The sequence below is a fragment of the Actinomadura viridis genome (assembly GCF_015751755.1).
GTDB classification, from domain to species: domain Bacteria; phylum Actinomycetota; class Actinomycetes; order Streptosporangiales; family Streptosporangiaceae; genus Spirillospora; species Spirillospora viridis.
On sequence record NZ_JADOUA010000001.1, the window covers coordinates 7,224,930 to 7,246,998 of the forward strand.

At 70.6% G+C, this 22,069-nt stretch carries 24 protein-coding genes; 18 read left to right on the plus strand and 6 right to left on the minus strand.

Features of this window, described 5'->3' with window-relative positions:
* Positions 1-321: 321 nt before the first annotated feature.
* From serB to IW256_RS32805, 3 genes are all read right to left on the minus strand, one after another.
* On the minus strand, positions 322-1,533 hold the full coding sequence (serB, locus tag IW256_RS32795; protein ID WP_197014630.1) for a phosphoserine phosphatase SerB: 1,212 nt from the start codon (positions 1,531-1,533) through the stop codon (positions 322-324).
* An 83-nt stretch (positions 1,534-1,616) separates the two neighbouring features.
* Positions 1,617-2,753 carry an S-adenosylmethionine:tRNA ribosyltransferase-isomerase gene (locus tag IW256_RS32800; RefSeq protein ID WP_197014631.1) on the minus strand — a complete coding sequence of 379 codons (1,137 nt, stop codon included), beginning with the start codon at positions 2,751-2,753 and terminating at the stop codon, positions 1,617-1,619.
* Positions 2,750-4,276 carry an MFS transporter gene (locus IW256_RS32805; RefSeq protein ID WP_197014632.1) on the minus strand — a complete coding sequence of 509 codons (1,527 nt, stop codon included), beginning with the start codon at positions 4,274-4,276 and terminating at the stop codon, positions 2,750-2,752. The genes IW256_RS32800 and IW256_RS32805 overlap by 4 nt, the downstream gene beginning before the upstream one ends.
* A gap of 416 nt (positions 4,277-4,692) precedes the next feature.
* On the opposite strand from IW256_RS32805, the gene IW256_RS32810 reads away from it, so the two are divergent.
* From IW256_RS32810 to IW256_RS42915, 5 genes are all read left to right on the plus strand, one after another.
* On the plus strand, positions 4,693-5,988 hold the full coding sequence (locus tag IW256_RS32810; protein WP_307829260.1) for a GAF domain-containing sensor histidine kinase: 1,296 nt from the start codon (positions 4,693-4,695) through the stop codon (positions 5,986-5,988).
* Between the two features lie 50 nt (positions 5,989-6,038).
* Positions 6,039-6,677 (plus strand): response regulator, encoded by a 639-nt coding sequence (locus IW256_RS32815; protein ID WP_307829261.1) that lies wholly within the window; start codon positions 6,039-6,041, stop codon positions 6,675-6,677.
* 36 nt (positions 6,678-6,713) lie between these two features.
* Positions 6,714-7,508, plus strand: coding sequence for a PP2C family protein-serine/threonine phosphatase (locus IW256_RS32820; protein ID WP_197014633.1), 795 nt, complete (start codon positions 6,714-6,716; stop codon positions 7,506-7,508).
* Positions 7,509-8,519: 1,011 nt separating this feature from the next.
* Positions 8,520-8,864, plus strand: coding sequence for a DUF2752 domain-containing protein (locus IW256_RS32825; protein WP_307829262.1), 345 nt, complete (start codon positions 8,520-8,522; stop codon positions 8,862-8,864).
* Between the two features lie 90 nt (positions 8,865-8,954).
* Complete coding sequence (locus IW256_RS42915) at positions 8,955-9,644, plus strand: RDD family protein (protein ID WP_197014634.1); 690 nt, start codon at positions 8,955-8,957, stop codon at positions 9,642-9,644.
* Between the two features lie 218 nt (positions 9,645-9,862).
* Here the strand turns inward: IW256_RS42915 and IW256_RS32835 are convergent, their stop codons facing one another.
* The gene (locus tag IW256_RS32835; RefSeq protein ID WP_197014635.1) at positions 9,863-10,693 is read right to left on the minus strand and encodes a hypothetical protein; all 831 of its coding nucleotides are present in this window, start codon (positions 10,691-10,693) and stop codon (positions 9,863-9,865) included.
* A gap of 88 nt (positions 10,694-10,781) precedes the next feature.
* On the opposite strand from IW256_RS32835, the gene IW256_RS32840 reads away from it, so the two are divergent.
* The 6 genes from IW256_RS32840 to IW256_RS32865 all read left to right on the plus strand — a co-directional run bounded on the left by IW256_RS32840 (position 10,782) and on the right by IW256_RS32865 (position 14,446).
* Positions 10,782-11,570 carry an ABC transporter ATP-binding protein gene (locus tag IW256_RS32840; RefSeq protein WP_197014636.1) on the plus strand — a complete coding sequence of 263 codons (789 nt, stop codon included), beginning with the start codon at positions 10,782-10,784 and terminating at the stop codon, positions 11,568-11,570.
* An 84-nt stretch (positions 11,571-11,654) separates the two neighbouring features.
* The gene (locus tag IW256_RS32845; protein ID WP_197014637.1) at positions 11,655-12,428 is read left to right on the plus strand and encodes a sulfite exporter TauE/SafE family protein; all 774 of its coding nucleotides are present in this window, start codon (positions 11,655-11,657) and stop codon (positions 12,426-12,428) included.
* Positions 12,429-12,530: 102 nt separating this feature from the next.
* Positions 12,531-12,791 carry a hypothetical protein gene (locus IW256_RS32850; protein ID WP_197014638.1) on the plus strand — a complete coding sequence of 87 codons (261 nt, stop codon included), beginning with the start codon at positions 12,531-12,533 and terminating at the stop codon, positions 12,789-12,791.
* 66 nt (positions 12,792-12,857) lie between these two features.
* Positions 12,858-13,205: an ArsR/SmtB family transcription factor gene (locus IW256_RS32855; RefSeq protein WP_197014639.1), complete on the plus strand. Its 348-nt coding sequence runs from the start codon at positions 12,858-12,860 to the stop codon at positions 13,203-13,205.
* Complete coding sequence (locus IW256_RS32860) at positions 13,202-13,642, plus strand: SRPBCC family protein (protein WP_197014640.1); 441 nt, start codon at positions 13,202-13,204, stop codon at positions 13,640-13,642. Before IW256_RS32855 ends, IW256_RS32860 begins: the two co-directional genes overlap by 4 nt.
* Positions 13,643-13,645: 3 nt before the next feature.
* Positions 13,646-14,446, plus strand: a complete 801-nt coding sequence (locus tag IW256_RS32865) for an SDR family NAD(P)-dependent oxidoreductase (RefSeq protein ID WP_231404028.1) — start codon at positions 13,646-13,648, stop codon at positions 14,444-14,446.
* Between the two features lie 103 nt (positions 14,447-14,549).
* On the opposite strand, the gene IW256_RS32870 is transcribed toward IW256_RS32865, so the two are convergent.
* Both IW256_RS32870 and IW256_RS32875 read right to left on the minus strand, forming a co-directional pair.
* A complete protein-coding gene (locus IW256_RS32870; RefSeq protein WP_197014641.1) occupies positions 14,550-14,960 on the minus strand; it encodes a VOC family protein in 411 nt (136 codons plus the stop codon).
* A 580-nt stretch (positions 14,961-15,540) separates the two neighbouring features.
* Positions 15,541-15,819, minus strand: coding sequence for a hypothetical protein (locus IW256_RS32875; protein WP_197014642.1), 279 nt, complete (start codon positions 15,817-15,819; stop codon positions 15,541-15,543).
* Positions 15,820-16,169: 350 nt separating this feature from the next.
* Here IW256_RS32875 and IW256_RS32880 point away from each other — a divergent pair, with 350 nt between their 5' ends.
* The 7 genes from IW256_RS32880 to IW256_RS32910 all read left to right on the plus strand — a co-directional run bounded on the left by IW256_RS32880 (position 16,170) and on the right by IW256_RS32910 (position 21,981).
* Entirely contained in the window at positions 16,170-17,282 is a 1,113-nt protein-coding gene (locus IW256_RS32880) for an NsdA family TPR-like regulatory protein (RefSeq protein WP_197014643.1), read from the plus strand.
* A 377-nt stretch (positions 17,283-17,659) separates the two neighbouring features.
* Positions 17,660-18,094: an SRPBCC domain-containing protein gene (locus IW256_RS32885; RefSeq protein ID WP_197014644.1), complete on the plus strand. Its 435-nt coding sequence runs from the start codon at positions 17,660-17,662 to the stop codon at positions 18,092-18,094.
* The gene (locus tag IW256_RS32890; RefSeq protein ID WP_197014645.1) at positions 18,081-18,461 is read left to right on the plus strand and encodes an ArsR/SmtB family transcription factor; all 381 of its coding nucleotides are present in this window, start codon (positions 18,081-18,083) and stop codon (positions 18,459-18,461) included. Before IW256_RS32885 ends, IW256_RS32890 begins: the two co-directional genes overlap by 14 nt.
* Complete coding sequence (locus IW256_RS32895) at positions 18,448-18,831, plus strand: VOC family protein (protein ID WP_197013694.1); 384 nt, start codon at positions 18,448-18,450, stop codon at positions 18,829-18,831. Before IW256_RS32890 ends, IW256_RS32895 begins: the two co-directional genes overlap by 14 nt.
* A 242-nt stretch (positions 18,832-19,073) precedes the next feature.
* The gene (locus IW256_RS32900; protein ID WP_231404029.1) at positions 19,074-19,613 is read left to right on the plus strand and encodes a hypothetical protein; all 540 of its coding nucleotides are present in this window, start codon (positions 19,074-19,076) and stop codon (positions 19,611-19,613) included.
* Positions 19,614-19,747: 134 nt separating this feature from the next.
* A complete protein-coding gene (locus IW256_RS32905) occupies positions 19,748-20,002 on the plus strand; it encodes a hypothetical protein (RefSeq protein ID WP_197014647.1) in 255 nt (84 codons plus the stop codon).
* 689 nt (positions 20,003-20,691) lie between these two features.
* Complete coding sequence (locus IW256_RS32910; RefSeq protein WP_197014648.1) at positions 20,692-21,981, plus strand: tetratricopeptide repeat protein; 1,290 nt, start codon at positions 20,692-20,694, stop codon at positions 21,979-21,981.
* The last annotated feature ends 88 nt before the right edge of the window (positions 21,982-22,069 follow it).

Genomic DNA, 22,069 nt, shown 5'->3' on the forward strand with positions numbered 1-22,069 from the left:
ATTTCGGTCACCCGGAACGGAACGGTCACCCGGAACGGGGCGGCCGGACGGTGGGGAGCGGCCGGCCGGCAGGGAGCGAGCGGAAGGCAGAGGGTGACCGGACGGTCCGGGTGGCAGGGGGCGGCCTGACGGCAGGGGGCGGCTGGGCGGGGCGGCGTGACCGGGCGGTCGGGAGTGGCTGGGCGGGGCGGCGCGACCGGGCGGTCGGGAGTGCCTGGCCGGGGCGGCGCGGCCGGGAGGTAGGGAGTGGCCTGGCGGTACGGGGCGGCCGGGCGGTACGGCCCGCGGGCGTCCGCGGGCCCGCGCCGGGGCGGGGGCCGGTCAGGCCGGGCGGGTGCCCGCGTCCGCGGCGTCCGCGGCCTCGATCTCGTCACGGGAGATGCCGAGAAGGAAGAGGATCGTGTCCAGGTAGGGGACGCTGACCGCGGTGTCGGCGGCCTGCCGGACCACCGGCTTGGCGTTGTAGGCGACGCCGAGCCCGGCGGCCTGGAGCATGTCGAGGTCGTTGGCGCCGTCGCCGATGGCCACCGTCTGGCTGATCGGGATCCCGGCCTCGCGGGCGAACCGCTCCAGCGCGGTGGCCTTCCCGGCCCGGTCGATCACCGGGCCGACGACCCGCCCGGTCAGCTTGCCGTTCTGGATCTCCAGGGTGTTGGCGGCGGAGTAGTCGATCCCGAGATCCTCCACCAGCGCGTCCGTCACCTGGGTGAACCCGCCGCTCACGATCGCGAACTTGTAGTCGAGCCGCTTGAGGGTCCGGACCATCGTGCGCGCGCCCGCGGCCAGCTCGACCTTGTCGCGCACGTCCTCGATGGCGGCGGCGTCCAGCCCGGCGAGCAGCGCGACCCGTTCCCGCAGGGACCCCTCGAAGTCCAGCTCGCCGCGCATCGCCGCCTCGGTCACCTTGGCCACCTCGGCCAGGCAGCCGGCGTGCCGGGCGAGCAGCTCGATGACCTCGCCCTGGATCAGGGTGGAGTCGACGTCCATGACGATCAGCCGCTTGGCGCGCCGGTGCAGCCCGCCCTGCTGGACGGCCACGTCGACCTGCAGCTCGGCCGCCTCCACCGCCAGCGCGGCGCGCAGCGCCTCCGGGTCGGCGCCCGAGACGTCCATCTCGATGCAGGTCACCGGGTAGTGCGCGAGCCGTTCGATCCGGTCGATGTTGGCCCCGCCGGCGGCGACCCGGCCCGCGATCCCGGCCATGGCGGCGGGCAGGAGCGGGGCGCCCAGCACGGTCACGTGCAGCCGGCCACGGCGGCTCGGCATCCGCTTGTCGCGGCCGGTGGACATCTCGATCTCCATGTCGAGACCGGTGGCCAGCCGTTCCGCGGCCGTCCAGACCCGGCCGATGTCGGTGCCCTCGTCGTAGCCGACCAGGACGCCGAGCACGAGCCTGCCGCGGATGACGACCTGCTCCACGTCCACCACCGAAAGGGGAAAACCGGCGAGTGTCGTGAATAGGCGGGACGTCACCCCGGGGCGGTCGCGGCCGGTGAGCGTAATGAGCAGCGTGCGCTGTGCTGACCCGTTCATGCTTTTCACAACGCTACCGGGCCGGGACGGAGTGGCGCGCATCGCGTCCACGATGTGGACCACATGACCTTGGCCGCCGCCGGTCAGGGGAGGACGAGAGCGAAATCTCCCGACTCGTCCCGGAGGTGGTCCTGGAGGCCGTTGGCGAGGCCGTCGCGGAGGCCGTCGCCGAGGTCGTCCCGTAAGCCGTTCCGTGGGTCGTCCCGTAGGCGGCGTTCGGTTGCCATGGCGCCGTCCAGCCTTCCTAGGAGCTCGGTACCCGCGATGGCGGCGAGCATCATCGGGTGCGAGGAGCTCCGCTCGCGCATGCCGGTGAGGAGGCCGTCCACCGCTCGTACGCCTCCTTCAGGGGTGACGATGTGCTCGGTCCAGCCCCTCCCGGCCCGGACGTGTCCGCCGGCGTCCACGGCCGTCTCGAGGGCCCGTACGACGGCGGCGCCCAGCGCGACGACCCGGCCCGGCACGTCCCGGCCGCGTACGTGCTCGACCAGTGCGGCCGTGGAGGGCGGGACCTCGTAGCGCTCTGCGCAGGGCGGCTCTTCCGCCTCCGGAGAGGTGACTCCTGAGTGCAGCGTGACGGGCGCTACCAGGACGCCTTGTGAGATAAGGCGGGTCACCAGTTCCGTCGTGAACGGGCGTGCCGCGCTGGGTGCCTCCGCGCTTCCGGCGTTGTCGGCATCGGCGAACACGGACTGGTATGTCGTTACGCGCCAGTCGTCCTGTCCAACGGGGCCGTACCGGATCGGGGTGCCGTGGCGCTGGAGGTAGGCGGTCACCCCTGTGCTGAGCCGTGCCTGCCACAGGTGTTCGGTATGCCGCCTTAGGAGGGTGAGCGTGGCACCGCCCGGCAACGGGATCCATTCGCAGGGCGACCCTCCGTAATAGGCGATGGTGCCTCTACGCGTACGGCGGCGCAGTTCCACCAGCCACGTCCGGTCGTCCCCGTCCGGAAACGGTGTGGAGAAGTGCACCGCGATCTTGTCCAGGTGGACGGCGGCGGGCAGCGTCGCCGAGACGTTGACGGCGAGGAGGTCTCCGGGGCGCAGCACTTCCGGCAGGTCACGGAAGCGGTGGCGGCTCACCCGGCCGGTCCCCCGGCCCCCGACGAGGAGGCCGGCGTCGTCCCAGGCGTGCCGCCGCCCCGAGGGCCGGGTCTGGCGTTCGTCGTGGGGCTCATGCGCTTTCAGGGCCGCGGGGAGGGGCGGGTACGGGTTGTTCATGCCGAGCCTTCACGAGGACGTACGCCACGTACGGGGAACCAGGGCCGGCCGCCGCGCCGCCGCGGGGTTCCGGCGTCCAGGCGCAGCGCGGCGATCAGGCCGACGGCGGCGATGGCGGCGAGGAGGGACCCGGCGAGCCCCAGCCCCAGGGCGAGCCGGCCGGTACCGAAGGCGGTGACCAGCGCGCCCGCGCCGCCGACCACCAGGGACGAGCCGAGCATGTCGGCGATCTGCAGGGAGGAGGAGTTGGCGCCCTGCTCCTCCTCTGGCGAGAACTCCAGCAGCAGCACGCTCAGGCTGCCGAACGCGAAGCCCATGCCGGCCCCGCCGATGATCCAGGCCGGCGCGGCGGCCCAGCCGGTGACCTGCAAGGCGAGGGCGGTGAGCGCGATGCCGAGGGTCACCAGCGCGGCCCCGAGCCGTACGTAGAAGACCCCCGAGCGGCGGGCCCGCCCCTGGACCTGCGAGGCCGCCGACCAGCCCAGCGAGGCGACGGTGAGGACCACGCCCGCCTGCGTGGGGCTGAACCCGTGCAACGAGATCAGCGCCAGCGGGATGAACACGTCCATGCCGAAGAACGATCCCGACAGCAGCCCCCTGATCAGCACCACGCTCGGCAGGCCGCGCCGCATCCGCAGCGTTCCGGCCGGGAGCAGGCGGGGGAGCCCGGCGGCCAGCCCGGCCAGCCCGGCGGCGGCCAGCGGCACGAGCCCCCAGCCCGGGTGGTCCAGCCCGTACAGCAGGACGGCGGCGCCGATCGCCACGACGATCGCCGCGAGGTGGCGCCGGGCCCCGCGCGACGTACCGGAGCCGGAGCCGGAGCCGGGATCGGAGCCGGGATCGGCGGAATCGGTACCGGAGCCGGTGGCGGGCGAGGGGGCGCGCCGGAGCCCCCGCAATGCGGGGAGCAGCATGAGAACGGGTGGGACGACCAAGGGGATCAGCCCCAGGAACACCCAGCGCCAGCCCAGGTGCTCCGACACCACTCCACCGACGGCGGGCCCGATCAGGGACGGGAGGACCCAGGCGGCCGACAGCGCGGCGAACACCCTCGGGTGCAGCCGTTCCGGGTAGACGCGGGCGATCAGCACGTACGTGGCGACCAGCGCGACGCCGGTGCCGACGCCCTGGACGGCCCGGCCGGCGACGAAGGTCCACATGTCCGGGGCGGCGCCGGCGACCACGAGTCCGGCGACGAACGTCGCCAGCCCCGTCAGCAGCGGCCGGGCCGGGCCGGAGCGGTCCACCCAGCCGCCCGCCAGCACGTTGGCCGGCAGGCCGGCGATGAGCGTCGCGCTGAAGCCCCACGCATACAGCGCCAGCCCGTCCAGGTCCCGGGCGATCACCGGCATGACCGTCCCGATGGCCATGGACTCGAACGCCAGCAGCGTGACGACCAGCACGATGCCGAGGGTGGCGGCGCGGTAAGGGCCACCGAGGACCCCCGCCTGGCCCGCGGCCGGCCGTCCCGCATGATCGGGCGGATCGTCGGAGGGGAGGAGGGAACCGGGCGAGGTGGGCATGGTCTCGACGCTAGAAAGAACCGGCCGGCAGGACATCGGGCGCGCGGGCCCGCATGCCTCGAACCATGGTCCTAGGTCCTGTCGCGAAGTGGCCTCAGCCTCCGCGCGGGCTCGCCAAGTCCCGGTCAGGCGCGAGTTGCCAGGCGAGCGCCGGGGGCCGGGACTTTGAGACAGGGCCTGGGTCCTCCGGCTACGACCACGGGAGGCCCTGATCGCCCGTCACCTCCGCCGTCCGGTTGATTCGGAGCACACCGAGCAGGGAGTACGTTCTTGACAGATGGGTGCGACACGCCCGGCGACCGCCCGGCGACCCGGGCATGACCAGGCACGACCACGTACCACCGGAACGACGGGGACGACGGGAACGAGCTGGGACGACCAGGCACGAATCGGGCGCGAGTCGGTATGACGTGCCGGTGAGCGCGGCGGCGTACCGGCAGGTCACGGAACGGCGAGGACGGAACGACATCGGGATGGACCGGTACGGGCCCGGCGCGGGCATCGAGCACGGCGGCGAGCGGGCCGACGAGCGGGTCGGCGAGCGGGTCGGCGAGCGGGTCGGCGAGGGGGACGACGAGGGGACCGCGGTCCTGCACGCCGTGAGTTCCGCCGTGCTCGCGGTCACCCGCCACCTCTCCGTGCACGAGGTCCTCCAGGTGATCGTCCGGGCGGCGGCACGGCTGCTGGACGTGCGCTACGCGGCCCTGGGCGTCCCCGACGAGGAGGGCTCGTTCGCCGAGTTCGTGGTCGAGGGCGTCTCCGATGAGGACTGGGAGGCCATCGGCCCGCTCCCCCGCCAGCACGGCATGCTCGCCGCGATGCTCCGCGACAACGTCCCCATGCGGCTGGACGACATCCGCCGCGAGCCCGAGTTCGAGGGGTGGCCGGTCGCGCATCCGGTGCTCAAGGACTTCCTCGGGGTGCCGATCCGGGACGGTTCGGACGTGCTCGGCATCCTGTTCCTCGCCAACAAGAACCGTCGCGAGGGGCGCCCGCGGGGGTTCACCGCCGACGACGAGGAACTGCTCACCCTCTTCGCCGCGCACGCCGCCATCGCGATGACCAACGCCCGGCTGTACGAGCGCAACCGGGAGCTGACCGTGGTCGCCGAACGCGCCCGCCTCGCCCGGGAACTGCACGACGCGGTCGCCCAGAAGCTCTTCTCGCTGCGGCTCACCGCCCGCGCGGCCGCCGCGCTGGCCGAGCGCGACCCCGCCCGTACGGCCCGGGAACTGGACCAGGTGGAACGGCTGGCGGCCGAGGCCATCGCCGAACTGCGCGCGGTGATCTTCGAGCTCCGTCCGGCCGACCTGGCCGACGGGCTGGTCGCCTCCCTCCGCAAGCACGTGGAGGTGCTGGACCGCGCCTACGAGACCGAGGTGCGCTTCACCGCCGACCGGCCCGTCGAGCTGACGGAGGAGCAGGAGGCCGTGCTGTTCCGGATCGCCCAGGAGGCGCTGCACAACGCGCTGCGGCACGCCTCGGCCCGTACCGTGGAGGTCCGCCTCCGCGCCCTGGAGCGGACGGCCGTCCTGGAGGTCGCCGACGACGGGTCCGGGTTCGACGTCACGGCCACGGTCCCGGGCGCCGGCGGCGACGGCGGGCTCGGCCTGTCCTCCATGCGGGAGCGGGCGGAGTCGGTCGGAGCGGCGCTGTCGGTCGACGCCTCGCCCGGGGTCGGCACGGTCGTGCGGCTGGAGGTGGCGCTGTGAGGCATGCTGGGGCGGTCGCGGTCGCGGTCCGCGACAGTGGGGAGGTGGGCGTGATCCGGGTGCTGATCGCCGACGACCATCCGGTGGTCCGGCAGGGGCTGCGCACCTTTCTGGGCATCCAGGACGACATCGAGGTGGTCGGCGAGGCGGGTGACGGGCTCGCCGCCGTGTCGCTGGCCGAATCGCTCAAGCCCGATATCGTGCTGATGGACCTCAAGATGCCGGGCGCCGACGGACTGGCCGCGCTGACGGAGCTGCGGGCTCGTGGGGTGGACGCGCGGGTGCTGGTGCTGACGAGCGTCACGGAACGCGGACACGTGCTTCCGGCCGTTCAGGCGGGCGCCGCCGGGTATCTCTACAAGGATGTCGACCCGCGGGCGCTCGTCCAGGCGATCAGGGCCGTCCATGATGGGCATGTCCTCTTCGCGCCGGACGCCGCCGAGGCGATGTTGCGGACGGGGCCGGCCGGCGCCGGCGACGACCGCGGTCCGGCCGCGTTGACCGAACGGGAACGGGAGGTGCTCGTGCAGATAGCGCGGGGCAGGTCCAACCGGGAGATCGCCCGCACCCTGGTGGTCTCCGAGAAGACCGTCAAGACGCATGTCAGTAACCTGCTCATGAAACTGGGAGTGCAGGATCGAACGCAGGCGGCGTTGTACGCCGTCCGCCACGGACTGGCCGGCGAGTGATACAACTCCTCTGACAGGATCGTCATCGAAATCGGTATGAACGTAGCAATCAGATACGCAGCAGGCAGTGACATCGGGTGCAGCCGCGAGAACAACGAGGACTCGGGCTATGCCGGTGCGCGGTTGATCGCGGTCGCCGACGGCATGGGCGGATACGCGGGCGGCGAGGTCGCCAGCTCCACCGTCATCGGCTCGCTGCGCTCGCTGGACGCCGACACCCCGCTCGACGATCTGGTGGACAGTCTGGGCCGCGCGGTCTCGGAGGCCAACGAGAAGCTGCGCATCGTCCGTGAGGAACGGCCCGACCTGAGCCGGATGGGCACCACGCTCACCGCCATGCTCTGGTCCGGCCCGTCGGTCGCGCTCGCCCACATCGGCGACTCCCGCGGCTACCTCCTGCGCGACGGCGAGCTTTTCCAGATCACCCAGGACCACACGATGGACCAGTTGCTCAACGCCGAGGCCGAGCAGTCGGGCGGAGCCCCGGCCGACCCGGCCGAGGCGTCGCGGCTGTCCCACGTCCTCTACCGGGTCCTGGACGGCCGCGACGACCGTGAGCCCGACCTGCGCCTGCGTGAGGGCCGCCTGGGCGACCGCTACCTGCTGTGCTCGGACGGGCTGAGCGGTGTGGTGGACGCGCAGACGATCTACGAGGTGCTGTCCGCCGAGGCCGATCCCGGCCGGGCCGTCCAGCGGCTGATCGAGCTGGCCCGCGAGGGCGGCGGCCCCGACAACATCACCGGGGTCATCGCCGACGTCGTCGAGGCCGAGCACATCGGCGAGCCCGAGCCGCCCATCACCGTCGGCGCCGCCGCCCAGACGCAGACCTGACCGGGGCCTGACCTGACCGGGACCCGACCGGGACCCGACCTGACCGGGACCCGACCGGGCCAGGACCGGACCTGAGCCGGGACCCGGGCCTGAGCGGGACCCGACCTGACCGGGTTCGAGCTGGCCGTGCCCCGACCTGGCCGTGCCCCGACCTGGTCAGTGAACGATCGTGCGCTCGCCGTCGCGGGGCGGCAGGAATTCGGGCCACTCGATCCACTCGATCCACTCGTGCGGCCGGCGCAGCTCGTCCTCGTGCCGGAGCTGGGGGCGACGCGAGCCGAGTCGAGGCAGAGGCCGTGCTCGGGGGAGGGCCTTCTGGCGCGGGTTAGGGTGTGTCTCGAAGTGGCCTCAGCCACCGCGCGAGCGCGTTGGCTGCCAGGTGGGGCGATGCCGGAGGCGAGCCTCGCCGGGCAGATCGCGAAGCGATGTCGCGCTCGCCAAGGCCCGGTGAGGCGCGAGCCGCCGGGCGAGCGCCGTGGGCCGGGACTGTGAAACAGAGGCTAGCGCAGACCGCGACCGCGGACCCAGGATCCGTCGGGCGGCCGGATCGCACCGGGCAGGGGTGGTGTGGCCATGGATGGCGTGGTCATGGTCCATCATGGCGCGGCGGGTACGGCCCTCGCACGGGAGTGATGAAGGGCACTGCGCGAGATCCTCGTGATCGGTAATGTGTTCCAGTTACTCGTATATCAAGGGCTTACCGGTCGGTACGGGGTCGATCACTCGTGCCGGCCGCCGAAAAGACCGCCCCACCTGGTGGTGTTTTGTCCTACCCTTGCCTCTGAGGTGGAATTGCTCACGCTCTAGGTCACGTTCCGGTCGCAGATTGTTGCCTGGACTTGACCCACCTCGGGGTGCACCCGATATACGGGTCACTCGAAACAAGTCATCGAGGCGGAGGATTCGTTGGGGGGAGTGCCCGGGGCGGCGGCCACCGGTGCACCACGGGGTGCGCTGGGTGAGCTTGTCGGCCGGACCCTCACCGCGGCGCGGCACGGCCCTGTGGGAGTGGTGCTGCGTGTCGCCGCGATGGCCACGGCGGCCATCGGCGCGGCATGGATCCATCGTGTCAACGACCCCGGCGTGCTCTGCCCCCTCCGGGCGTTCACCGGGATCCCCTGTCCCCTCTGCGGGGGGACCACCGTGTTCATCGAGCTGGGTTCGGGCCGTCCGGTCCAGGCCGTGCTCGCGAACCCGGTGGCCTTCGCGGGCGCGCTCGCCTTCGCGGTCGCGCCGCTGGGGCCGGGGAACCGGTGGTGGGCACTCCAGCCGGGTACCCGCGCGTGGGTGCTCGGTACCGCCCTCTTGGGGTCGGAGCTGTGGCAGCTTGCCAGGCTCGGTCTCCTGCGGGTCTGAGGCCGCGCGGCGCGTCGGCTGAACACCTGCGGAGCCCTCCGGGTCCGGCGGGCGTCACATAACCACAGGGTCAATCAATAAGGAGCAAGTGTGGGTAACCCCTACGACCCGTACGGTCAGCAGCCGGGCTACGGTCAACAGCCCGGATACGGCCAGCAGCCGGCGCAGCCCGGTTACGGCCAGCAGCCTGGGTACGGGCAGCAGCCTCCGGCGCAGCCCGGGTACGGCCAGCAGCCGGCGCAGCCGGGCTACGGCCAGCAGCCCGGGTACGGGCAGCAGCCGGCGCAGCCCGCCTATGGCCAGCAGCCGGCGCAGCCCGGGTACCAGGAAGTCCACCACCACCACTACGGGTCGACCGGCCAGCTCGCCGAGTGGGGCTCGCGCGCCGGCGGCTACCTCATCGACGCCCTGATCTTCGCCGGGCCGCTGATGCTGCTGTACGTGCTGACGCTGGTGCTCGCCAGCTCGGGCAGCGGCGGCGCCGCGGCGCTGGGCGTCATCCTCATGCTGATCGGCTGGCTGCTGTCCATCGCGGGCGGTCTGTGGCTGTGCTACCAGGAGGGCACCACCGGCCAGACCATCGGCAAGCGCCAGATGGGCATCCGCCTGGTGAGCGCCCAGACCGGGCAGCCGATCGGCTTCGGCATGGCCTTCCTGCGGAAGATCTGCCACGCCGCCGACAGCTTCGCCTGCTACGTCGGCTACTTCTGGCCGCTGTGGGACGAGCGCAAGCAGACCTTCGCCGACAAGATCTGCAACACGATCGTCGTCAAGTCCTGACGCACGGGACACCGACGCGCCGACGTTCATGAGCGGGGCGTCCTCGCACCCGGATACCGGGTGAGGGGGTGCCCCGTTTTCGTATGTCCGGGGCCGTATGCACCGAGGGCGAACGCCCGAGGGCGAACGTCCGGAAGGTGAACGTCCGGAGGGCGAATGTCCGGAGTGCGTCCCCTGGACGGGAGCGCTCCAGAATCAGAACCGGACGGCGGGCGTTCCTACGGGACGGGGTCGAACGCGCTGTTGCAGGCGGCCACGCGGGCCCGCCGTACGGCGCGGTCCAGCAGCCGCAGCGCCTCGGACCGCCGCCGCATCTGGTCGGCGGTGAGGCCCTGGCCCTCCAGCAGCCGGGCCAGGTCGACCACCAGCGCCAGCCGTCCCGCCAGCGCGGCGACCCGGTGCGCACGCTGCGGGTAGCCGGGCGCGAGCGGGTGGTCGCCGCGGTCGGGGTCGCGCAGGTCCGCCAGCGCGTCGGTGATCTCGGGCGGCACGCCGTCCACGTCGTCCACCGTGAGCAGGACCTCGGTGGCGTCCCGCATGGCCAGCATCAGCTGGCGGTCCGCGTCCTGCAGGGGCGGGACGTCGGGGGGAGCGGGGGTGGCGTCGTGGCACTGCCAGCGCACCCCCACGTACGAGGAACCGCGGCGGTCCTCGCCCGGGACGAGCCCCACCGCGCGGTCGGCGAGCACGGCGATCACGGCCGCTCCGGTGTCGACCGCCGCCCGGTTGAAGCCGGGCGGCCCGGTGAGCCCGAGCGGATCGCCCGGGGCCGGCAGCGCCAGCCGCAGCCCCGTCATCCCGTTCACCCGGAGATCGCCCAGGCCACGGCGCAGCGTCACGTCGCCGGGCCCGGCCTCCCCGATCGCGGCGGCTCCGGCCCCGCCGGGGGCGCCACTGAGGATCTGCGGGCCCGCGACCTTCTCGACCGCGTCCACCGCCTCGTCCAGGCCGACGTGTCCGGTCAGCCACGCGTTGCCCCACGCGACCAAAGCCGTCGCCGCGTCGCCCGCGTCGCTGCCCGTTGCGTCCCGTCGAACCCCTGCGCACATGCAGACCACCATAAGTGCTTGGAATCGCATAAGTTCTTACCCGTGGACGGATCGCCTCGCGAGGCGAGATTGGGGACATGGGCGCGCGATGACCGGTGAGGTACTGCAGCTGCGCGGTGTGGGGGTCAGGCGTGAGGGCGCCGATCTCCTGAGCGAGGTCACATGGACCGTGAACGAGAACGAGCGCTGGGTCATCCTCGGCCCCAACGGCGCGGGCAAGACGACGTTGTTGCAGGTCGCCGCCACCTTGCTGCATCCCACCACGGGGTCGGCGCAGATCCTGGGCGAGGAGATGGGCCGGACGGACGTGTTCGAGCTGCGTCCGCGCATCGGCATCGCCAGCGCCGCCGTCGCGGAGAAGGTCCCCGCCGGTGAGACCGTCCTCGACCTGGTGCTGACGGCGTCGTACGCCATCCTGGGCCGCTGGCAGGAGGAGTACGAGTCCACCGACCTGGCGCGCGCGGCGGAGCTGCTGGACGCGCTGGGCTGCGCCGACCTCATCAAGCGGCGCTTCGCCACCCTTTCGGAGGGTGAGCGCAAGCGCGTCCAGATCGCCCGTGCCCTCATGCCCGATCCCGAGCTGCTCCTGCTCGACGAGCCCGCCGCCGGGCTCGATCTGGGCGGCCGTGAGGACCTGGTCGCCCGGCTGGCGCGGCTGGCCGACGACCCGGGGGCCCCCACGATGGCGCTGGTGACCCATCATGTGGAGGAGGTCCCGGACGGCTTCACCCATGCCCTGCTGCTGCGCCGCGGCCAGGTGGTCGCTCAGGGCAAGGTGGACGAGGTCTTCACCCCCGAGCACCTGAGCACCTGCTTCGGCCTGCCTCTCGCCGTCGAGCGGCAGGACGGCCGCTGGTACGCCCGCGCGGCCCGCTGACCCGCCCCCGCCGCCACTCGTGACCTGGGCGGTCTCTACCATCAGGAGTTCGTTGGGAACTCCTTGAACTTGGGTGGGTCGGACTTGAACGTGCTCGACGCGGTCGCGGTGTTCGCCGCCGGGGTCGCCGCCGGAGGCATCAACAGCATCGTGGGTTCCGGCTCGCTGGTCACCTTCCCGACCCTCGTCGCGCTGGGCTATCCCCCGGTCGTGGCGAACATCTCCAACAACCTGGGCCTCGTCCCGGGGAACGTCAGCGCCGCGTTCGGGTACCGCGAGGAGCTCCGGGGGCAGCGCGACCGGCTGATACGGCTCGGCAGCGCGTCCCTGGTCGGGGCGCTGATCGGCGCGGTGCTGCTGCTCAGCCTGCCCGCCCGCGCGTTCGACTTCATCGTCCCCGGCCTCATCATGATCGCTCTGGTGCTGGTGATCGTCCAGCCCCGGCTGCAGGCGTGGATGCAGGCGCGGCGGGAGGAGAACGGGCACCGTCCGCACGGCGGCCCCCTGCTGTGGACCGGTGTCCTGGGGACGGGCGTGTACGGCGGGTACTTCGGGGCCGCCCAGGGGATCGTCCTGATCGGCCTGCTCGGCATCGCGATCGACGACGACCTGCAGCGGCTGAACGGGGTCAAGAACGCCCTGTCGGCGGTCGTCAACGGCACCGCCGCGCTGCTGTTCATCGGGGTATGGGCGTTCGGCGGCACCCGGATCAACTGGTGGGCGGTGCTGCTGATCGCGCTCGGTTCGACCCTCGGCGGCCTGCTGGGCGCCAAGGTCGGGCGCCGGATCCCGCCGCTCATCCTGCGCGGCGTGATCGTCGTCGTGGGCCTGGTGGCGATCGTCAACCTCCTGTCCTGACCAGGGCTTTCGTCCGTTCTTCGACCCTTCTATAAGGGTTGCGCACCTCCCTCCGCGGGTATGAGTCGAATATACGTTCGACTCATCCGGAGGTTCGCGGGGATGAAGGGCGACAGGGTCGAGATCGTGGTCGACGTCGGCGGGTCGGCGACACGGACGTACGAGGTGGTGGCCACCCGCGCCGGCCGCCGGGTCGAGATCGGCAACCGGCGCGGGGTGGTCGAGGTCAGCGAGGTGACCCGGTCGGGGACGACGGTCCGGACCGCCCGTTTCATGGCCAGCCGGGTGCTGGCCCTGGTCGAGTACCCGGTCCTGGACGGTGGCCGCGCGGAGCCCTCCGCCGGCTCCGGCGAACCGGACTGACCGGGCGTGCGGGGCCCGGCGGCGGCCGGGCCCGCGTTGACGTGCCCGGATGCTATATTCACCCATATGGGTGAACATCCTGCCGACCTGCTCGATCGGGTCTTCACTGCCGTCTCCGACCCCACGCGCCGCGCCATCCTGGCCCGCCTCGCCGACTCGGACGCCCGGGTGACCGATGTCGCCGGCGCCTTCCCGATCTCCCTCAACTCGACCTCGAAGCACATCCGGGTCCTGGAGAGGGCGGGACTGGTACGGCGGAACGTGCGCGGGCGCGAGCACATCCTGACCCTGGAGGCGGCACCGCTCGCCGAGGCCGCCGAATGGATCGAGCACTACCGCAGGTTCTGGAGTGATCAGCTCGCCTCGCTCGACGCCTTCGTCACCGGCCGTGACGAGACCGGGGAGGCGCCATGATCCACGGGCACACGGTGACCGTCCGCCGGGAGATCGCCGCCCCCGCCGAAGACCTCTTCGACGCGTGGCTGGACGCGCGGAGCCTCGGGACCTGGCTGAGGCCGTCCGCCATCAGGGAGACCCGCGCCGAGACCGACCCGCGGGTGGGCGGCGCGTTCCGCATCGTCATGGTCGACGACGCGTCCTCCATCGTGCACTCCGGCACCTACCGGGAGATCGACCGGCCCCACCGCCTGGTGTTCACCTGGTCCTCCCCCGCGACCCGCTTCCGGGACTCGCTCGTGACCGTGACCTTCCACGCCTCGCCCGGCTCGACCGTGGTCGAGATCCACCAGGTCGGCCTTCCGGACGAGGAGGCACGGGCCTCGCACCACGCCGGATGGTCGGACATCCTGCGCGAACTCGACCACGCCAACGACGACAAGACAGAGGACTGAATCATGACGATGCTGGAGAAGAAGGTCGCCGTCGTCTACGGCGGCGGAGGCTCTATCGGCGGCGCGATAGCGCGCGTCTTCGCGCGGGAGGGCGCCCACGTGTTCGTCGCCGGACGCACACGTGACCCCCTGGACCGGGTGGTGCGGAACATCACCGAGAACGGCGGCCAGGCGGAGGCGGCCTCGGTCGACGCCACCGACGAGCAGGACGTGCGCCGCCACCTGGACCAGGTGATCGAGCGGGCCGGGCACCTCGACATCCTCGTGAACGCGGTCGGCGTCCCCCACGTTCAGGGACCGCCGCTCGCCGAACTCGGCGTCGACGAGTTCATGGCACCGGTCGATGGGTTCCTGCGCACGCTCTTCGTCACCACCCGTTCGGCGGCTCCCCACCTGGCGGCCCAGCGTGCCGGCGTCGTCCTCACGTTCTCCACCCCCGGCGCGCGCCTGACGGGGAGCGGCTTCCTGGGCAACGGCGTCGCGTCGGCCGCGGTCGAGGCGTTCTCCCGCATCCTGGCGGGCGAGCTGGGCCCCGACGGGGTCCGCGTGGTCTGCATCCGGCCGAACGCGATCCCGGCCTCACTGGGCTCCTCCCACGTCACCGGCGCGTTCGAGGGCATGGCCGTCCGCGCCGGCGCGACCGCGGCCGAATGGCTCGCCGGTCTCGCGGAACAGGGCACCCTGCTCGGACGCCTGCCCACCCCTGAGGACGTGGCCGAGTACGCCGCGTTCGCCGCCTCCGACCGTGCACGGACGATGACCGGAGCCATCGCCAACCTGACCGCCGGAACCGTAGTGGACTAGGGCGTGACTCGAAGTGGCCTCAGCCACCGCGCGAGCGCAGTGGCCGCCCGGCAGGGCGATGCCGAAGGCAAGCTCCGGGTGGGCCGGGGCATTGAAACAGGGACTAGTCGCGCCTGGGGAAGACCGGCCCCCGGTCGGTCCAGGTGACGCCCTTGTTGCGGCACAGGCAGAAGGGGTGGCCGATCGGATCGGTGTAGACCCGCCAGCCGTACCCCTCGGGGCCGATGAAGTCCTGCTCCAGCGTCGCGCCGAGGTCGAGGACGCGGCGCTGCTCGGACTCGATGTCGTCCACTTCGAAGTCGAGGTGGAACTGCTTGGGGTGCTCGCTGTCGGGCCATTGCGGGGCTCGATAGTCGTCCACTCGGATGAAGGCCAGTTCGATCTCACCGAACTGGATCCCGGCCCAGTCCGCGGTGCTGCCTTCCTTGATCGGGCGACCCGTCACCTCGGCGTAGAAGGCCGCCAGCTTCATCGTGTCCGGACAGTCGATGATGAAATCGGTGAGCCGCAACATCCTGCGATCCTGCCACAGCCTCGAAGAAGCGGAGGAATTGGCCAGAGTCTTCGCGCATGTCACGAGTACCGACGGGCGAAGTGGACCTCGGCCGGCCCGTCCCGTTCAGGGGGCGAGGAGAAAGTCGACAATCCGGCGCCGCAGGCTTCGGCGGTCGCGGTCGCGGACGGGCTTGGAAGGACGAGCCGGACGCGAAGCGGGCGCGGGGCATGGTGCGCCCAGTCTGGGAGGACTGGTCGGACGCTGAGTCGGACGCGTGGCCGGGGCGGGGGCGGGGCGGGTGGCCCGTCTGGGACGAGCGTCGGCGCGGAGGATCTGGCGGGGTGGCGTCATCCGTGCGGCGTTGGGAGCCGGTACGGGGGCGGGGGCTCGGCCGACGAGCGCCTCAAGACGACGTCCCAGCTCGGCAGGGGTCGCGGCCTCCACCAGGAGGTCGTGGCCGGAACGATCGCGGGCGAGCGCCCACCAGGAGCCGGTGAATGCGCCGCGCCATGCACTGACGCCGGGAAACGGCGCCGGATCTCCGCGAGCACACGTTCGGGGTCGAGTTCGGCCGCCGCCCACGGCGCCGCGGGGACGGTCACCGTCCCGCCGCCCGTCCTGGCTCATGCCGGTGGCCGAGGCGCTCCATGATGGCGCCGATGGCGTCGGCGATCCGGTCCGCCGGTGCGATCGGCTCGTTCCGCGCCGTCCAGAACCACACCATGCCGAAGTCCTCCGGCCTCCGGCGGCATGTGATCGTGTCCTCGGCGAGCGGCGCGAACGGGCAGCATTCGGGGACCTCGGAATTGATCACGCGGAGCCCGCGTTCGTTCCAGTCCACCGTAAAACCGCGCGCGCTCAATTGCGCACCCAGCACGGCGAGGTGAGGTGGGGGCGTACGATCTGACATAGGTCGGAACCGCCTTCCGGCCAGGCCCCGGGCTTTCCCGATGTTCGCCGCATCGGGCCGGGGCCGCTCTTTTTTCAGGAGGGCACACAAGCGATCTTGAATCGCCGGCGTGTGCGCGATGCGACGCTCAGTGAAGCCGTGGCGGGGTCTCGGATCCAGAGGCAAGATGGGGGAGGAGCGAGGAGGGTCGGGGAGGGTTCGCGACCCTCCCCTGGTCACGGTGAGAGGGGCATTGCGATATGTCCGCCGAAACCGAGGCGATCGGTGCGCGTCTGTGCAAGGTGCGTGAAGACGACCCTTATTAGACACGAGCCGAGATGGCGCGGATGCTGCGCGCGGAGGCGACCCCCGAGGAATTGCCGCGCATCGCTCACGTGTCGAGCCTGAAAGACATGATCAAGCAGTGGGAAGCCGGAAAATGGCTTCCCCGCCCGCGTTACCGCGTCCTGTACAGCCGCCTCACCGGAATACCCGAAACCGAACTGTTCGGTACGGAGTGGGACACGCCGCCGCCCCTGTGGATTCCAACAGAGGTGGATGGAGACTTCACACCCGACGACCGCGAGCGGCTTGACCTTGCGGCTTCCCGGCCAGAGCGAGTCGACCTGGTCGTGGTCGAGTCCCTGGCCACGATCCTTGCTGCGCAACGCCGCACGGAGGATGTCATCGGAGCGGTGCCCCTGATCGAGCCGGTACGCGCCCAGCTTGCCGCGATCGCGAGCATGGTGGCCGAGGCGCGTGGCTCCGTTCGTGCGCCGCTCGTGGACGTGGCGGCCCAGTGGGCCCAGTTTGCCGGGTGGTTGCACGGCAGTGTGGATCGGCACGGCGACGCGCTCGACTACCTGAACACCACACTCGACTGGGCGACCGAGAACGGGGATCAGGCGATGGTCGGCACGGTCATGTCCTGGAAGGGCCATATCGCCGCGCGCGCCGGGCAGCTCGGCAACATGATCGGCTTGTCGCGGGCAGGTCAGCGGTCGCGACGGGGATTGGGGAGGGTGTACGACCTGTACCAGGAAGCGCGCGGACACGCTCTTCTGGGCGACGCGGCAGCCGTGGACCGCCTCACCTCCAGGGCGCAGGAGGAGACCACCCAATGGGGCAACGCGGAGGGGAGGCCGTGGGAGTACTACTATGCCGCGCCTGGCTTCTTCACCCTGGAGCACGGGCTGACCTATCGGATCCTTGGACGGACCGATCCGGACCGCAACGCCACTGCTGTAGAGCTGCTTTCCAAGGGGCTGGAGGATCTACCCAAAGAGATGCGTAGGTCGGACTGGGCCGGCGACTTCTCCTATGAGCTCGGTCGCGCGTACCTCCAGGCAGGCGAACGGAGACAGGCTGCGGAAATCGCCGATGACCTGGAGGAACTGGCGCGACGAAATCGCTCGGATCGCCTCGCCGGGCTCGCTGCGACTCTGCGTTGAGAGACCGACCCGACCATCACCGCCCGTCGTGCGTGCGGGCAAGAAAGGTGGCGGACCGTCCTTGACACTGCTGGACCTCGGTGAGGAGATCGCAGCCCAAGGTTGCTAGTGCCGCATCAGGCGATGTTCGCCCGGCCTTGATCGTGTGCTCGTGGACACCCAGAAGTGCCGGTAGGCGGACAGATGTACGGACAGCGGGTGCCGACACGCGGACAGGGAAGGTGCCGGTCGCGGCTCGAGTTGGGGCGGATGAGTCACGGCGGACGGTTCGGCGTGTCGTGGAGTCATCGCGCGTTCCGGGCCGGGCTTGCGGGATGCCCATCGCAACCACTAGGTTGCCAACATGATAGCAACTCAAGGGTTGCGAAGGGGGAGGTGTGGTTCCGGACAGGATCGAACGCGAGATGGTGCTGCGGCACCCCGCCGAGCGGGTGTGGGCCGCGCTGACCACCGCCGAAGGGCTGTCGCAATGGTTCGGCTCGGTGGCTGAGATCGATCTACGGCCCGGCGGGCGAGCGTATTTCCGCTGGGATGACCTCGACCAAGAATCCGTCGCCACGATCACGATCGTCGATCCACCACACCGTTTGGCGTTCAGGTGGCCAATCGAGGGCTGGCCGGGGGACGACGCGCCCCTGACGCTGGTGACCTTCACCCTGGAGCCCGTAGCGGAGGGGACCCGGCTGCGTCTTGTGGAGAGCGGGTTCACCCAGGTCGCCGACCACGTTGCCCGGTCCGCCCACCAGGCCAACAGCCAGGGATGGGCCGCAGAACTCGGCGAGCTGGAGGCCTACCTCGATGCGGCCGCCTGATTCACAGGAGCAGGCCGTCGCGGTGTTCGCGGCGCTCATCGATCCGACCCGGCGGGCGCTGCTGGACGAGCTCGCCCGCGCCGGACCCGCAACCGTCACCGATCTGGCGCGGCGGCTGCCGATCAGCCGGCAGGCAGTGGCCAAGCACCTCGATCAGCTCGCCGAAGCGGGCCTGATCAGCTCCGGTAAACCGGCCGGCCGCCGCCACCCCTACCGGTTGGAACCAGCGCCCATCCGCGCGGCCCAGATATGGCTGGCCACGCTCGCCAACAGATGGGATGACCGGCTGACCGCGCTGGAACGCGCACTGGACGCCACCGCCACCCCGACACCCGACCAAGGAGCCACCAACAATGAACCAGCCTGAGTTCACCGCCGGCCTGAACATCGCCATGAAGATCCCCAAGGCGCAGTACGAGGCCACCGTGGCCTTCTACCGCGACACCCTGGGCTTCGAGGTCAAAGAGGAGGACGTTTCCTACGCCCCGACCGTCTCAAGAACCCATTCGGTGCGGTTCGGTCCTAACACGCTGTGGCTGGACTGCGTCGACAACTACAGCCAGCCCGACCTGTGGTTGCAGCTCCACACCGATGACCTGGACGCGGCGACGGCCGTACTGGCCGGCACCGGCATCCGCCCGTGTGACGAGGTCGAACCACTGCACGACCTCGAATCCAGAACCCACTGGATCAAGAACCCGGCCGGCATCGTTCACCTGCTCGCAGAATCCGGCTGAGCCGCCCAGCCCTTTGCGTGTCCTTCCGGCCAGCACCCGGGCTTTCCAGCGTCCTGTACAGCCGCCTCACCGGAATACCCGAAACCGAACTGTTCGGTACGGAGCGGACGCGCTTCCGCCCCTGTGGATTCCGGCAGAGGTGGATGGAGACTTCACAACCGAACTCCTGGCGCCTTGCCGTCTCCGAGTGTGTCGTCGTATTCGAGGTGCGGTAGAACATGACTTCTGGGCAGAATCGGCGCATGCCGGCCGAGGGGGAGCTGCAGCGGATCAGGTCCGGTCCGTCTGCTGACGAGCGGATACAGACTCCTCAGCCATTCTTGGTGCGAGTTTTCTTCGGCGCCGAGGATGCCTCGCGGGTTCTGGCGGTCGCGCGAGCGGCGCTCGGTGCCGTGATCGAACGGATCGGCGCGTGGCCCGAGGATGGTTCCTGGCCGGAGTTGCTTCCAGCTGAGTTCGTAGGCCGTTGCGCGATCGAGGACCAGGAGTCGGCCGACGGTGGGCCGGAAGCCGTCGCGGTGTGGGAGGCGTGGTGGAGGTCGCTGTCGCCTCGGGAGAAGGCGGAAGCCTCCGAGGGTCCGTGGAGACTGTCGGACTGGTTGTTCTACTTCGATCCGACGGAGGGCGGTCAGGGCGGCGATCGCTCTTGGTGGTGGTGGGACGCGGGAGTCGACGCTTCTGGCGAGGGCTGGGTAGAGGTCGCGACTACTGGCTGGCCGTTTGGAACGGGTTCCCTCTACTGGCTGATCAAAGCGAGCGGCGGGCAGAATCCCCACTACTGAGAACAGCCCGGCCCCCAGGTACCCGTGCTGTGTTCGCACCTGATGCAATACGACACAGAAACAGGCACCCTGTCGTATCAGGCTGTGTCGTATTGGAGCCGGCAGGCCAGGCCAGGTTTGACGGATCTTCCGGCATGATTTGCCATGACCTGGCGCGGGTCGGATTCCGCAATACCGTTGCGCTGACCCGCCCGGAGAACCGCGTAGCCCACCTGGTGGCGCTGTGCGAACAGATCAGGCAGACCGCTCTTCCCTGGTTCGCGGGCACACGAGACCCTCAGCAACTCGCAGCCCTTGCGCCCGAAGCGCTCTTGGGGCCCTTCGCCTTCGCCCCCGACCTCGTCGAGTTCCTGTCCTGCGTGGAGAGCGCGATCAGGCCCGGTCGTTGATCGAACGCGTGCTGGAGATCGAGCCAAAGCAGCGAGAGGCATTTCAGGAGGGCCGCCGGCTCGCCGGGCAGGGCCTAGCCGGTCGGCCTCGCTGGCACACCCCCCAGGTCCTCGGCTGGACCAGCACCGTCCTTCATCTGAGCTGAGGATCGCCCGCGATCAAGGTCATCGAGCTGTCGCTTTTGCGAGTGGTGGGGTAAATAGGTGCCGCTGGCGGCGGCGGTGCGGGTCCGGGTGGTCGGCAGTCCGAGTGTTGCGTAGTTGCCGCAGGAAGGTGCCCGGGGAGAGCGGTTGTCCGGCGCGGCTGCGGGCAGTTGCAGCCGCGGCGTGTGCCTGCCGGCCATATGAGGTAGGCGTCGAGTCGCTTGGGATCGCGACGTTGGGTGTGCCGGTCACCGGGCTGTCGCGATCATTGCCGCCAGGATCATCTCTGCCTGCTTACGCCAGTTCCTTGCCAGGGGTTGCTTGTATCGCGGGCGTATCCAAAAACGCATACGCCACCGCAACAGTTCTCCGCCTTCCCTGGAGGCATGGACCTCAGTGGTCCGTACCGAGGGCGAGATCTCGGAAGCCCTCGCGGAGTCAGCACCCGACTCGGGCCGCAGACGGGGGCGCAGCTTTCGGCGCCGTGCTGTGACCGTTCGCTGGCCAGAAAGTCGCGGAAAGTGATCAGGGAAAGGGAGAAGGCCGTGGCTGATGACGGAGGATGGGACCGGCGTTCGCTGTTGCGGGGTGCCGCCGTGGTGGCCGGTGCCGCCGCGACCACACCACTGCTGGGCGGGGCGGCCACGGCGCAAGCCCGTAGCGGTGACGCGGACGCGCTGTTCAAGGCCGGGAATTTCGAGCAGGCCGGCCGCGCCTATGAGGAGATCCTGAAAGTGGATCCCACCAACGTGCACGCGGCCCGCCGGCGCGGCTATGTCGGGCTGCTGGCCAACCGGTTCCCCGAGGCGGAGAAGTACCTCACGATGGCCCTCGAACTGGCGCCCAGCGACAAGGAGACCAACCAGCTCCTGGGCGACTGTTACATCCGGCAGGACAAACTCACCCTCTCCGTACCGCGCTGGCAAGCGACCGGCAAGGAGGTCTACGCCAAATGGTTCGCGGCGGTCCGCGGTGAGCCGTATCAGATCCACGGCGACATCGCGCGGCTCCCATGGCAGCAGATGGATCCGTTCCCGCTGGTGGAAGGGTCGGTCAACGGCGGGCCGCCGAAGCGCTTCCTGCCCTATACCGGCGCCCCGTGGCTGGGGATGTCAGCGAAGGTGGCCGAGGAGGCCGGGCTGCGCGCCGTGGCCAGTCAGAAGATCGATTACAAGGACGGCACCGCGTGGCAGTACTTCGGGGTGCTGGAGTCGTTCAGGCTGGACGCCATCGAACTGCGCAACTTCCCCGTGGTGTGGACGGAAACGGATACGCCCGAGGAGGCCCGGGACGGCGTCATCGGAACGTGGATCTTCTACCATTTCCTGACCACCTTCGACTACGCGGGACGGTCGCTGATCCTGCGCCGCAGGACCCCCGAGACGGCCAGGAAGGTACGCGCGGACGCCGCACGGGCGGGCACGAAGCCCTTGCCGTTGTGGCTGGCCCGTGAGCAGATGCTGCACAGCAGGGGCAGCATCGCCGGGTCCGGCACGCGGGTGGTGGGCCTGTCCATCGGCGGAAGCAGCGAGAGCGCCGCGATCATGCCCGAGGAAACGGTCGAGCAATTGCGGATCCGCACCGACTACGACCGCCCGCACGAGACTTTTGGCCACAGCCACCCACAGCTCACCTATCCCTGCTACCCGGAAGAGATCCGCCTCGGCGACGCCTCCGCCCAGGGGATCTATTCCGAAACGAACCCGAAGATGCCGGTCGCCCCTTACGGGTTCGACGTGCCGGCCACCTTCTTCCATCCCTTCTACAAGCCCTACAACATCACCCTCGACTTCACCGACATGAACCTCTACATCGTCCGCGGCAAGGCCACCTGATCGGCGACACCGCACGGGGTCCGGCGTCTCGCACCGGCACCGACCAGTCCGCGGCCCATTGACCTCAAGTGAGGTTGAGGATGTTGGG

Bases quoted from the DNA above. Each gene is read 5' to 3' on its own strand.
- serB (WP_197014630.1), bottom strand. From the start codon at position 1,533: ATGAACGGGTCAGCACAGCGCACGCTGCTCATTACGCTCACCGGCCGC.
- IW256_RS32800 (WP_197014631.1), bottom strand. From the start codon at position 2,753: ATGAACAACCCGTACCCGCCCCTCCCCGCGGCCCTGAAAGCGCATGAG.
- IW256_RS32805 (WP_197014632.1), bottom strand. From the start codon at position 4,276: ATGCCCACCTCGCCCGGTTCCCTCCTCCCCTCCGACGATCCGCCCGAT.
- IW256_RS32820 (WP_197014633.1), top strand. From the start codon at position 6,714: ATGAACGTAGCAATCAGATACGCAGCAGGCAGTGACATCGGGTGCAGC.
- IW256_RS32835 (WP_197014635.1), bottom strand. From the start codon at position 10,693: ATGTGCGCAGGGGTTCGACGGGACGCAACGGGCAGCGACGCGGGCGAC.
- IW256_RS32840 (WP_197014636.1), top strand. From the start codon at position 10,782: ATGACCGGTGAGGTACTGCAGCTGCGCGGTGTGGGGGTCAGGCGTGAG.
- IW256_RS32850 (WP_197014638.1), top strand. From the start codon at position 12,531: ATGAAGGGCGACAGGGTCGAGATCGTGGTCGACGTCGGCGGGTCGGCG.
- IW256_RS32855 (WP_197014639.1), top strand. From the start codon at position 12,858: ATGGGTGAACATCCTGCCGACCTGCTCGATCGGGTCTTCACTGCCGTC.
- IW256_RS32860 (WP_197014640.1), top strand. From the start codon at position 13,202: ATGATCCACGGGCACACGGTGACCGTCCGCCGGGAGATCGCCGCCCCC.
- IW256_RS32865 (WP_231404028.1), top strand. From the start codon at position 13,646: ATGACGATGCTGGAGAAGAAGGTCGCCGTCGTCTACGGCGGCGGAGGC.
- IW256_RS32870 (WP_197014641.1), bottom strand. From the start codon at position 14,960: ATGTTGCGGCTCACCGATTTCATCATCGACTGTCCGGACACGATGAAG.
- IW256_RS32880 (WP_197014643.1), top strand. From the start codon at position 16,170: ATGGCGCGGATGCTGCGCGCGGAGGCGACCCCCGAGGAATTGCCGCGC.
- IW256_RS32890 (WP_197014645.1), top strand. From the start codon at position 18,081: ATGCGGCCGCCTGATTCACAGGAGCAGGCCGTCGCGGTGTTCGCGGCG.
- IW256_RS32895 (WP_197013694.1), top strand. From the start codon at position 18,448: ATGAACCAGCCTGAGTTCACCGCCGGCCTGAACATCGCCATGAAGATC.
- IW256_RS32900 (WP_231404029.1), top strand. From the start codon at position 19,074: ATGCCGGCCGAGGGGGAGCTGCAGCGGATCAGGTCCGGTCCGTCTGCT.
- IW256_RS32905 (WP_197014647.1), top strand. From the start codon at position 19,748: ATGATTTGCCATGACCTGGCGCGGGTCGGATTCCGCAATACCGTTGCG.